Source organism: Kangiella koreensis DSM 16069, assembly GCF_000024085.1.
GTDB lineage: Bacteria > Pseudomonadota > Gammaproteobacteria > Enterobacterales > Kangiellaceae > Kangiella > Kangiella koreensis.
Genome location: NC_013166.1, coordinates 527,019 through 538,914 on the forward strand (window position 1 = coordinate 527,019; position 11,896 = coordinate 538,914).

Annotated in this window: 13 protein-coding genes and 1 pseudogene; 9 read left to right on the forward strand and 5 right to left on the reverse strand. The window is 43.2% G+C overall.

Annotated features, from left to right (window positions below):
* Positions 1-22: 22 nt before the first annotated feature.
* From miaA to KKOR_RS02635, 9 genes and pseudogenes are all read left to right on the forward strand, one after another.
* On the forward strand, positions 23-976 hold the full coding sequence (gene miaA / locus KKOR_RS02595; protein WP_012800451.1) for a tRNA (adenosine(37)-N6)-dimethylallyltransferase MiaA: 954 nt from the start codon (positions 23-25) through the stop codon (positions 974-976).
* A 187-nt stretch (positions 977-1,163) separates the two neighbouring features.
* Positions 1,164-1,370 (forward strand): annotated as a pseudogene (gene hfq, locus KKOR_RS13720) (RNA chaperone Hfq); the annotation flags it as partial.
* A 299-nt stretch (positions 1,371-1,669) separates the two neighbouring features.
* Complete coding sequence (gene hflX / locus KKOR_RS02605; RefSeq protein WP_012800453.1) at positions 1,670-2,971, forward strand: ribosome rescue GTPase HflX; 1,302 nt, start codon at positions 1,670-1,672, stop codon at positions 2,969-2,971.
* A 93-nt stretch (positions 2,972-3,064) separates the two neighbouring features.
* Positions 3,065-4,132 (forward strand): FtsH protease activity modulator HflK, encoded by a 1,068-nt coding sequence (gene hflK, locus KKOR_RS02610; protein ID WP_012800454.1) that lies wholly within the window; start codon positions 3,065-3,067, stop codon positions 4,130-4,132.
* Positions 4,133-4,144: 12 nt separating this feature from the next.
* Complete coding sequence (hflC, locus tag KKOR_RS02615; protein ID WP_012800455.1) at positions 4,145-5,029, forward strand: protease modulator HflC; 885 nt, start codon at positions 4,145-4,147, stop codon at positions 5,027-5,029.
* A 103-nt stretch (positions 5,030-5,132) separates the two neighbouring features.
* Positions 5,133-5,318 (forward strand): DUF2065 domain-containing protein, encoded by a 186-nt coding sequence (locus KKOR_RS02620; RefSeq protein WP_012800456.1) that lies wholly within the window; start codon positions 5,133-5,135, stop codon positions 5,316-5,318.
* 209 nt (positions 5,319-5,527) lie between these two features.
* Positions 5,528-6,829: an adenylosuccinate synthase gene (locus KKOR_RS02625; protein WP_012800457.1), complete on the forward strand. Its 1,302-nt coding sequence runs from the start codon at positions 5,528-5,530 to the stop codon at positions 6,827-6,829.
* Positions 6,830-6,902: 73 nt separating this feature from the next.
* Entirely contained in the window at positions 6,903-8,075 is a 1,173-nt protein-coding gene (locus KKOR_RS02630) for a DUF418 domain-containing protein (protein ID WP_012800458.1), read from the forward strand.
* Entirely contained in the window at positions 8,075-8,296 is a 222-nt protein-coding gene (locus tag KKOR_RS02635; RefSeq protein WP_012800459.1) for a DUF1653 domain-containing protein, read from the forward strand. The genes KKOR_RS02630 and KKOR_RS02635 overlap by 1 nt, the downstream gene beginning before the upstream one ends.
* A gap of 10 nt (positions 8,297-8,306) precedes the next feature.
* Here KKOR_RS02635 and KKOR_RS02640 read toward each other — a convergent pair whose 3' ends face one another.
* The 5 genes from KKOR_RS02640 to KKOR_RS02660 all read right to left on the reverse strand — a co-directional run bounded on the left by KKOR_RS02640 (position 8,307) and on the right by KKOR_RS02660 (position 11,866).
* On the reverse strand, positions 8,307-9,110 hold the full coding sequence (locus tag KKOR_RS02640) for a DODA-type extradiol aromatic ring-opening family dioxygenase (protein ID WP_012800460.1): 804 nt from the start codon (positions 9,108-9,110) through the stop codon (positions 8,307-8,309).
* A gap of 102 nt (positions 9,111-9,212) precedes the next feature.
* Positions 9,213-9,881, reverse strand: a complete 669-nt coding sequence (locus KKOR_RS02645; protein ID WP_012800461.1) for an alpha/beta fold hydrolase — start codon at positions 9,879-9,881, stop codon at positions 9,213-9,215.
* Positions 9,878-10,282, reverse strand: a complete 405-nt coding sequence (locus KKOR_RS02650; RefSeq protein WP_012800462.1) for a DoxX-like family protein — start codon at positions 10,280-10,282, stop codon at positions 9,878-9,880. The genes KKOR_RS02645 and KKOR_RS02650 overlap by 4 nt, the downstream gene beginning before the upstream one ends.
* Entirely contained in the window at positions 10,279-10,752 is a 474-nt protein-coding gene (locus tag KKOR_RS02655) for a DUF2269 family protein (protein ID WP_012800463.1), read from the reverse strand. Before KKOR_RS02655 ends, KKOR_RS02650 begins: the two co-directional genes overlap by 4 nt.
* Positions 10,745-11,866, reverse strand: a complete 1,122-nt coding sequence (locus KKOR_RS02660) for a saccharopine dehydrogenase family protein (RefSeq protein ID WP_012800464.1) — start codon at positions 11,864-11,866, stop codon at positions 10,745-10,747. The genes KKOR_RS02655 and KKOR_RS02660 overlap by 8 nt, the downstream gene beginning before the upstream one ends.
* Between the last annotated feature and the right edge of the window lie 30 nt (positions 11,867-11,896).

An 11,896-nucleotide genomic window follows, 5' to 3' on the forward strand; every position in this document is an offset into this window, starting at 1 on the left:
TATTATTAAGTAAGGTGTCTGAATGCATTCTTCCAGCGAATCACCACAAAAACCGCTAGCCCTATTTTTGATGGGGCCCACTGCATCAGGCAAAACCGATCTGGCAATTGAATTGGTTGAGCAGCTTAATGCTGAAATCATCAGTGTTGACTCAGCCATGGTCTATAAAGGTATGGACATAGGTTCAGCCAAACCTTCTGCACAAGAACTGGCGCGCGCACCTCATCGCTTGATTGATATTTGTGATCCCGCTGATCCTTATTCAGCAGCACGTTTTCGCGATGATGCCTTGCGCGAGATGGGCGACATCTCAAGTCAGGGAAAAATGCCGCTTTTGGTTGGCGGCACTATGCTGTACTACAAAACCTTGTTGGAAGGGATGCATAATCTACCAGACTCCGATCCGACAGTACGTGCTGGTTTACAGGAGAGGTTGAACAATGAAGGCTTGGCCAAGCTTCACCAGGAGTTAGCAGAAGTTGATCCGGTTTCAGCCAAACGGATTCATGAAAACGATCCGCAACGCACCTTGCGGGCGTTAGAAGTTTTCGCCATTACCGGTAAGCCGCTCAGCCAACTCCACGCCGAGCAAGACAATAATGATTTTCCCTATCGAACCCTGCAAATCGCGTTAGCACCGCAAGATCGCGCCTACTTGCATCAGCGTATTGAAAAGCGATTTCATCAAATGATGGAGCAAGGATTTTTGCAGGAAGTACAGTCGCTATACGAGCGTGGTGATCTAAACCCTGACTTACCATCCATTAAGTCAGTTGGTTATCGTCAGATGTGGCAATACCTTGCAGGCGAATTGTCATTAGAGGAAGCCATTGAGCGGGGCATTATCGCAACTCGTCAATTAGCCAAGCGTCAGTTTACTTGGTTGAGAAGCTGGAAAGACCTGCACTGGCTCGATTCAAAGCAGCCAAAAGGTACACTATTTAAAGAAACTGTCCAATTGTTAAATTCTATGTAATGTGACGCTATCCTATTGATATATCTCGATCTGGTTGATTAATTGATGTACACTTTTAGCGAGCTTGAACTTTTAAAAGCTTGATTCATCCGATTTGATTTGTAGATATATAAATGAGTTATTGAACAAGGCCTGAGTTAGAAGCGGCCGCAATAATGAAAACACATAAAATATACAGGAGAGAGCTATGTCAAAAGGGCAATCACTACAAGACCCTTTCTTGAACGCATTACGTCGTGAGAAAGTGCCTGTCTCAATTTACCTGGTGAACGGCATTAAACTTCAAGGCCAGATTGAATCATTCGATCAATTTGTCATTTTGTTGAAAAATACTGTCAGCCAAATGGTTTATAAGCACGCAGTTTCTACCGTTGTTCCGATTCGCAATGTTCGCGGCCATTATGGTCAGAACGGTGATAACGGCAATGGTGGTCCTGATAATGATCACAACATGGGTCCTCAAGGCGGCGGTATGGGCCCGGGTCCTATGACTGGTGGTGGTTACGGTAGCGGACCAATGGGCGGGATGTAGTTTTTAAATCCCACTTAAGCTAGTCTTTTTAGTACAAAAGCCATCTTCCGATAGCTATCGGTAGGTGGCTTTGTTGTCTTAATTTCTTTATTATTAGGGCTGTTGACCCTGACCTTTCTATTATTATCACAGCGAACAAGTTCGCATGTTGAGGTGGTTTCTTGTTTGACCGACACAGTGGTGGCGAATCTGCCATCTTGGTACATATCGATTTTCAGCAATCTGCTAGTCAAGATAAACATCAGGAAGATCTACAGGAATTTGTAGAGCTAGTCCGCTCCGCTGGACTGGATGTGATGGACATCATCACCGCTAAGCGCGCCAGTCCCGATCCGAAGTTTTTTATTGGCAGCGGTAAGATTGATGAAATCAAAAGCGTTAAACAAGCCACTGACGCTAATGTCATCATTTTTAATCACAACTTGTCCCCTGCTCAGGAGCGCAATATTGAGCGGGCAGTAGAAGCTCGTGTGATTGACCGTATTGGCTTGATTCTGGATATTTTTGCTCAACGAGCGTCGACCTTTGAGGGCAAGTTGCAGGTTGAACTGGCTCAGTTGCGCCACTTGTCGACACGTTTGATTCGAGGTTGGACTCACCTGGAGCGACAAAAAGGTGGTATTGGTCTGCGTGGTCCAGGTGAAACACAGCTGGAAACTGACCGCCGTTTGTTACGTGAGCGTTTGAAATATATTGATAAGCGGCTGGAAAAGGTTTCCAAACAGCGTGAACAGGGACGCCGTTCAAGAAAGCGGGCCAATATTAAGACGGTTTCCATTGTTGGTTACACCAATGCTGGAAAATCAACCTTATTCAATTACTTAACCACAGCCGGCGTACTAGCTGAGGATAAACTGTTCGCGACTCTTGATCCGACACTACGTCGCATCAGTTTGCCGCAAGGCACAGATGTGATTATTGCTGATACGGTGGGGTTTATTCGTCACCTGCCCCATGAGTTGGTCGCGGCTTTCCGAGCGACTCTTGAAGAGTCGGTTGAAGCTGATGTGTTGTTGCACGTAATAGATGCAGCCAGTGACCGTCGCGATGAGAATATGGAGCAGGTAGAAGAAGTTCTAACGGAAATCGGCGCAGAGACTATTCCTAGACTTGAGATTTATAATAAAATCGATTTGATAGAAGGTGCAGAGCCCCATATCGACCGTGATGATAAAGGCCGTCCTATTCGTGTCTGGATCTCGGTGATTAAAGAGCAGGGGATTGAGCTGTTGCGCGAAGCGATTGAAGAGTTGGCGCAGGAAGAACAGTTTAATGCCGAGCTTCGAATTCCACCACAGCAGGGACGGTTACGCGGTTTACTCTATGAGTTACAAGCTGTTGAAGCAGAAAACGCTGGGGATAATGGCGACATTTTATTGACGGTCAGTCTGCCAAAATCAGACTGGATTCGTCTGGGACGTCAGCTTGAGAAAGACCTTACTCCTTTTGTGGTGAATCCATGAATTTGTAACATAATGCCCGATTTGCCTTGAAAGGGTGCGGACTGCTCCCTACAATTCGGGATAGATTTTTTTAATAGTGAACTGGAGATGACTATGGCCTGGAATGAACCGGGTAATAACAACGATCAAGACCCATGGGGCAAAAAGCGTCCTAATAATCAAAATGAACTTGATAAGTTGCTGAAACAAGCCGGAGAAAAATTCGGTGGTATATTTGGTGGTGGCAAGGGCGGCGGTAAAGGTGGCTCAGGAAAAAACAGCAATGCCTCTTTTATCATCGGCTTTTTGATATTGGTTGCGATTTATTTATTTAAATCAGCTTATACCGTCGATGAAAAGCAAAATGCGATCGTTCTAACATTAGGTAAGCACACTAGAACCGATACGGCAGGTTTACACTTTGCTTTCCCGCCAATCCAACAAGTTTACTTGATTGATGTAGAGAGCATTAAAGATGTCGAAGTTGAAGGCATCATGTTGACCAAAGATGACAATGTGGCAACCGTCAAAGTTAAGGTTCAATATCGAGTAAAGGACCCATTGAATTATAAATTTAATGTGGTGGACCCGGTTGAAACATTGAAGCATGCAACTGAAGCGGCTCTACGTCAGGTCATCGGCCACACTCGTCTACAAGATGCGCGAACAGATAAGAAAGAAGATGTTCGTAAGAACGTTGAAAATGAGCTGAAATCAATTCTCGAGCCTTATGATGCAGGTATAGAAATTTTCCGATTAAACTTAATTGGTAACGTGGATGTTCCTCCTTCAGTGAAGCCAGCCTTTGATGACGCGATTAAAGCGGAAGAAGATCAGCGAGCTTATATTGAACAAGGTGAAGCCTATCGTAGTAAGCAAGTACCTTTAGCGGAAGGTCAGGCGCAACAACTGATACAGCAAGCAAATTCTTACCGTGCCCGCATTATCGAAAAGGCTGCTGGTGAAGTTGCCCGATTTGAGAAGTTGTTACCAGAATACATGGCTGCTCCAGGGGTTACGCGTCAGCGTTTGTATCTCGAAACGATAGAAAGCGTATTGAGCAAGTCCAGCAAAATCATGCTGGATGTAGAGGGTAGTAACAATATGACCTATATCCCGCTCGACAGTATTTTGAAGCGCAATAAGACTTCAAATACTGAAACTGATAGCCAAAAGCAGTAATAGGAGACGAACATGAATAAGCTAATTTCGTTAATTGTAGTACTTATCATTGCTGCTATCGTAATCATGACCTGTACCTTCAAGGTTAAAGAGTGGGAAACATCGATTGTCTTGCAGTTTGGTGATATCAAGAAGAATGAAGATGGAACAGCAAAACTGTATCAGCGCGGCTTCCACTTTAAATGGCCTGTTGCAGATCAAGTTATCACAATGGATAACCGTATCCAGACTTTTGATGGTGAGTCAGATCGCATCGCAACCTCTGAGCAGAAAGATTTAATCGTTGACAGCTATATTAAATGGCGCATTAAAGACTTCGATCATTTCTACCGTCGTACCGGTGCTAATTATCGTGTAGCGGAAAGATTATTGGATAACACGGTAGAGAATGCTTTACGTGAAGAGTTTGGTAAGCGTACTCGTACGCAAGTTGTTTCCGGCGAGCGTGAAGAAGTGATGGGTTTAATGCTTACAGAAACGCAAAAAATTGCACCAGACTTGGGTATTGAGGTGGTGGATATTCGCGTGAAAACAATCAACCTGCCAACTGAAGTCAGCGAGTCGATTTATAACCGTATGCGTAATGAGCGTGTCAAGATTGCCAATGCTCACCGTGCGGAAGGTGAAAAAGACCGCCAGATTATTATTGCAGAAACGGATGTTCAGATTCAGCGTATCCTAGCTGGAGCGGATCGCGAGGCTCGTGAGATTCGAGGTCAAGCTGACGCAGAAGCTGCTGAGGTCTATGCGAAAACTTATGGTAAGAATCCTGAGTTTTATTCTTTCTTACGAAGCTTGGATGCTTATAAAGAGTCATTCAAGAACGAAGATGATGTAATAGTTATCAAGCCGGACAGCGATTTCTTTAAGTATTTCAAAAATGCAGATGGCAAATAATCGCACTGTACATTCTAGGGCCAGCTTAGCTGGCCTTTTTTAATCCAGGGGTACTCACTCTCCTTGGAATTTGCTATTGCAGATTGCTAAAGAGGAAATATCAATGTCACAAGAAATCATGATTGCGCTAGGTTTGTTATTAGTTCTGGAAGGTTTTCTACCGGCAGTGATGCCAAAAGCGTGGAAACGTATGATGTGGGAAATCATGAAACAGCCTGATAATAGCGTTCGAATTGGCGGCTTTTTCAGTATGCTCGCAGGATTGTTGTGGATTATCTGGGTGATATAGCTTCACTGAGCTATCTAAAACCTAGAAACTATCTGATTTTAATGGCTAACTCATTGATATTAAATGCCTCAGCGAGGCTTTTTCGAGTCGAACTCGATTTTTTCAAAAAAAGGGGGATTTTCGCGTTTTTTGACGGTAAAATGCGCGGTTTCCTGTCCTTTTTCGTGGCAATAAACCGATCAATCTACTAAGTAGAGAAAGAGTTAAAAATGGCACAAAGCGTTGTGGTACTAGGCACCCAGTGGGGTGATGAAGGTAAAGGTAAAATCGTTGACTTGTTAACCGAACAGGCGAGCGCCGTGGTGCGCTACCAGGGCGGTCATAATGCAGGTCATACATTGGTCATCAAAGGCGAGAAAACCGTACTTCATTTGATTCCATCGGGAATCTTGAATGACGGTGTTATGTGTTACATCGGTAACGGTGTGGTGCTTGCTCCGGATGCCTTGCGCAAGGAAATGGATATGTTGCTTGAGCGAAACGTGCCAGTGATGGAGCGTTTACGTGTTAGCCCGGCCTGTCCTTTAATTCTTCCTTACCATGTAGCTTTGGATAATGCGCGTGAAGCATCGCGCGATGCACAAAAGAAGATCGGCACTACTGGTCGTGGTATCGGTCCTGCCTATGAAGATAAGGTTTCTCGTCGCGGTTTGCGTGTTGAAGACTTGTTTGATCTTCCTCGCTTGGAAGAGAAACTACAAGACATTATGAAGTTGCATAACTTCGTCTTAACTGAATATTACAAAGCCGACCCTATCGACTTTGATGAAACTTTGGCACTTTGTAAAGAATACGCAGAATGGTTAAAGCCGATGGTTTCAGACGTGCCAGCAATTCTTGCGGATATGCGTCGCGCAGGCAAAAAATTAATGTTTGAAGGTGCGCAAGGTACCTTGCTGGATATTGACCACGGCACTTATCCTTTCGTCACTTCATCCAACACTACTGCGGGTGGTGTTGCTACCGGTGCTGGTGTTGGCCCTCGTCATATCGACTATGTCTTGGGTATTACTAAAGCTTACACTACGCGTGTTGGCGGCGGCCCATTCCCAACCGAATTATTCGATGATACCGGTAAGCACTTGGCGAAAGTCGGTAACGAATTTGGCGCAACCACTGGCCGTCCACGTCGTTGTGGTTGGTTGGATGCAGTAGCATTGAAGCGCGCGGTTGATATCAACAGTGTATCTGGTCTTTGTATGACTAAGCTGGATGTTCTGGATGGTCTTGAGACAGTGAAAATTGCGGTTGAATATGACTGCCCAGTCAATGGCGTCATGCACAATACACCAAGCTGCGCAGAAGATTATGAGCGTTTAAAGCCTGTATATATTGAGCTTCCTGGTTGGTCGGAAACTACTTTTGGCGCCAAGTCATTAGCTGACTTACCGAAAAATGCCATCGACTTTATTACTAAAGTTGAAGAGCTGGTGGGTGTTCCAGTTGATATCATTTCAACTGGCCCAGATCGAGTTGAAACGATTATTAAGCGTCATCCTTTTGAAGCTTAATTGGTAAATATCCAAAGCGACCTGCGGGTCGCTTTTTTTATGGGCTAATAACTAATAAGAAGAAGGAATCATTATGTTTCTTACTAGCAATGGCAGAATTGCGAGTCTCGATTTAATGCGTGGCGTGGTCATATTGATGATACTGATCATTAATATTAATTATTTTTCCACTCCAAGTTTATTGCGCTATAACCCATTGGCATTTGCAGAGTTTTCTAGCATCGACAAATGGGTCTGGTTTTTTGAGTATGCATTTGTAAAACAGCGTTTCATGACTATGCTGGCGATTTTGTACGGTGCTGGTATTGTTTTGTTTACCAATAAGTACCTTAAGCAAGGTGTTTCACCAACTAAGCCATTTATTTTACGCTCACTGTTGTTGATTATATTTGGTTTGATGCATGCCTATTTGATCTGGGATGGCGATATTTTAGTGGCCTACGCTGTCTGTGGACTCATCGTATATTGGCTACGTAATCTTAAACCGATTTTATTGATCAGCATTGGTTTCATTTTAGCATTTGGTGCTACCGCTCCCGACATGTATGCGTCAGTACTGGCAATTTTCAACCCGCCAGAGACAAGTCCTTATTGGTTTGCAGACACCGAAGCTCAACAACAAATGCTAACAGCTTATCAAGGCTCATGGTGGCAATTAACACCAGGCCGGATTGAAGCAGCATTTGATCGTCAAACCTGGGACTTTTTATATTTTACCCTGTGGCGCTGTTCCGGATTAATGATGATCGGTATGGGCTTGATTAAGACTGGCTTCTTTAGTGGGGAACGCAACCATAAGGCGATTATGGGGTGGTGCTTGCTGATAGGTATTCCGGTGTCAGCGGCAACCGCATGGTTCTATATTGAATCAGGCTTTTCATATCAATTCTTTATGAGCTATTTATCCATTAGCTTTTATATTGGCAGTCTTGTTCTAGCAATCGGCTATTTGTGTTTGTTTATCGTTTGGTCACAATCCAATCTGGCGAGAAGTTTGCAAGATTTGATGGCACAAGTGGGGCGCATGGCTTTCACTCTGTACATTATGCAAAGCATTATTTGCAGTTTTATTTTTTATGGTTATGGATTAGATATGTATGGCAAAGTATCACGAAGCGAACTGGCTTTAGTGACAGTAGCAATCTGGGCTGTGCAGATACTGTTTGTTAAATTATGGTTCAGTTACTTTAAGCAAGGTCCGCTAGAAGCGTTATGGCGGAAAGGCTACAGCTGGGGGCAACGTTAATGAGTAAAGATTTACCTAAAGGAACTTACAAACATTACAAAGGCAAACTGTATGAAGTGTTGGACGTGGCGCGTCACTCAGAGACACTGGCATATTTCGTGGTTTACAAAACTTTGTATGGTGATTTCGATACCTGGATTCGGCCTCTTGAAATGTTTACCGAGTCGATTGAAGTTGATGGTGTGAAGGTTAAGCGTTTTCAGTCAGTTGAAGAAAAATAACAGCTCAGCATCAACCCCAAATAAAGCAACTCGCTTTTTTGCCCATCACTTCAAAGCTGAGTCGCTTGTGCGCTGGTTTCTGCGCTAGGCCATAACAAATGTGCAGTGGTATCAAATGCTCTTCGCGAGGATGGCAATAAAGTGCGCCTGGTGCATTTTGCCATTCCATCAAACGTTCAGCGCGTTCAAACTCATGCAGCGAAGCGCTCAAACAAGTTTCGGTCAGCCATTCATCAAAAGACTCATTAAGCAGTCGTGACTGTTGATCCGAAGCACCAAAAAAAGCTTTTAAATTATGAAATGAAAAACCTGAGCCAATGATCAATATATTGTCAGACAAAAGGGGCCTGAGTGCGCGTCCTAATTTTATGTGTTCCTCAGGATTCAGCCCATTAAGCAATGACACTTGTACGGTTGGGATATCCGCTTGGGGATACATAATCTTGAGGGGAACAAAAACCCCATGATCTAAACCACGATTATCTTCCATGTGGCATGATATTTTTTTGTGGGCCAGCAGCGATTGAATTTTGCTGGCTAGTTCTGGGCTGCCAGTTATAGGATACTGAATATGGTAGGACTCTTCCGGGAACCCATAATAGTCGTAATAAAGTGAAGGCTTTTGGCTTGATGTAATGCTAACTTCTGATGCTTCCCAGTGGGCACTGAAAACAATTATTGCTTCAGGCTTGGGTAACTCTTTGGCTAAGGATTGTAAGCTCGTAACCATTTCTTGATGGGCAGCATCGCCCAACAGCGGTAAAGGGCCACCGCCATGAGAAAGAAATGCAATTGTCGCTTTTTGCTCAGCCATGTTAAATCCGCTAATCAACTTACAATGTATGTTAAGTCCATGGTATCTGACAAACAGGAGTTGGGACTATAACCCAATGCACATAGTCACTGTGCGCTAATGTTATAACTGAAGATATTTGTGAATGAGTTGTGACATAGTTTCAGGTTGTGTTTGCAGAAGCATATGGGTTGCTTCGACCACTTCAACTTGTAGGCTACTGCAGAGCTCTTCAAATGCTTTGAGGTTATACGCACTAACCAGGTTATCCATGGTGCCCTGTACATAGACACAAGGCACATCGATAAGCTGAGTGGGTTTTTGATGAGTCGCGATAGTTTTAAGACGTTTTTTCAGGTTTGGAAAGTCGACTGATGCAACCGCTTTGTGAAATAGCGCAATTAATTCGGGTGATGACCAGCGATTAAATAGAATACGCGAAAGTAGTTTGTCAGGAATAACATTCAACAGACGAACTGGAAGAAAGCGGCCAATCTTGCCTATGAAACTAGGCGGCTGCAGGAAGCAACCAAAGAAAAAGATTTGCTTGATACGAATCTTATTACGCTTTGCCAACTCATAAGCAAGTAAGCCTGAATAAGACTCAACAATCAGAATAATCTCCTCATCACCGACGGCCTGCTCAATAATCGAAACCTGATTCAAAATACTTTGATCAGAATCCTCGGTCAGTGGCATCACCTCGACCGGAACATCAGCTTTAAAAGTATTAACAAAAGGCTCAAATAAAATGCCCGTGCCATCAACACCGGGTAACAGAATGATTTTCATAGCGCTCTCTCAGTGGAAGAATCGTCGGTCATGTAGTGAAGAATGAAGATTAGCATAATTATGGGGAGATTTTTGCTAAGCGGCCCAAAAGGATGTAGCCAATAGGAGGGCTCTATCATAGTCAATAGGATGGTATAACTTGTTATAACTATTATTTGTACGACATAGCATAGCTTCATCTTTGTATTATTAAGTATCCAGAGTCCTAAGCCAATATCTAAAATGGCACCACTGTAAATTAAAGTGAGAGTAATTGAGTCATTAAAGCCAAAATTAATCAGGAGTTCATGACCTGTTTGATAATCAAAGTATACAGAAGTTAAGCCTGTAAATATCCAAAGAAAGGCTAGCGAGTAACGCGCTAAAGCAAGCAATGTATGGATCTTCATCTGCTTAGTCATACGATAGGGAAAGGCTTAAAGACCATAATAAAAAGTAACCCTATAATAGCAAGGAATGCTGGAATACCAAGACTGATCCACCACACCATATATCGGTTAAACTTGTCGGTAAGCTTGCCTTGGGATAATGAAAGCTTAGCTTGCGAAAATAGTAGATATTGAATACGGATTACTGGAACCCAACAAGCTCCGATAAAAATAAACAAGCCAACAACCCAATAGAACCAGAGCGATGTGTAAGAGTAATTAAGTTTTTCCATCAACAGTAAACCAGTCACAAACTGAATTATTACTGCAGGAAAGGTAAAAATCCAATCTCCCAGAATAACATTTCTGGCTGTGACAGAAATTGCCTGCATGTTTTTGGAGCGGTAGGCCATGAACATAAAAAATGCAATACCAGCACCAGTACCCATGACCATTATGGCTGATAAAATATGCAGCAGTTTCAAAAGAAGGTAGCTATCCAATAGTGTGCTCCCGGATTTGAAGATCCAATTGTGTTGCATAGGGCAAAAACTCATCCAAAGTATAAAGCCCCAGGCAAGGCATGGCGCCTCGCAGATCTATCTTATTGTTTATCAATTTTTTGGCAATGATTATAGCGGACAGAGTGGGGATGTAAGGGCCAATACCTTTGTCCGCAGTAAGGATCCACTTGATTGTCTTATGTTTGAGTCGTAGATCCTTTCCTTCAATAACGACTCGCATATAACCACGATCAGTACCAAGTACTTTCAATAGATTGCTTGCTTTCATTATGGGCTTAGTCAGAGGCGCCCAGTTCTTAACAATGTTCTTTTTCGCAAGCCAGGCCATAAATACCATGGTTTGGTGTAACAGGTTTAGCTCAAGACCAGCTTGAAACTTCACTGTGTTGGTTACTGAATATCTGTCTGGGAATAGTTCTAAATCTGGCACATCCACGTTCGCCAGTGGGCGACTATCATTGTCATCATCAAAGTTGATCTTGCGTGAATCCATCCAACCATATCCGTTTACCCAGTTGCCACCTTTAAAGATCGGAAAAGGGTGGCCTGTATAGGAAAGAATGCCGCGAATGGTGGCTTCGCCTCTTTCGGCTTTATTGCCCGGTGCAATGGCAATATCAATAGTATCGATTTCTGAAAAACCGGAATAATAATGGTCAAGAATAACGGATGATAAACCAGGCACAGAACTAGCACCACTTACAACTAAGACATGCTTTTTATTGGCCTTAGTATCAAGCTGTTTAATATCACAAACAAATCGTCGGTCATCAGCCAAATCGATGTAATGCGCCCCGATATCAATACAGACTTCGGGTACATGGTAATCTTGTCCTTGAAACGGCCCGCTGGTATGAATGACTAGGAAAGGGTTTAATGCTTGAAGTTGTGCCTGGAAATTATTAGCAGTTATATCAATGGGTAAAGGCAATAACTCTGCTTTTGACTGGCTCGAAAGCTTGTTTATAAGGTGGTTGGCTTTTTGTGCATCCCGTCCAGCAACGTAAATTACAGCATCAGTTAGTTGAGTAAGTTCCTCAACGATGCGCTTGCCAAAATTACCATAGCCACCAAGAACAACAATTGTCTTCATTAGAAATCATAAGCATTAATTTTATAAAAT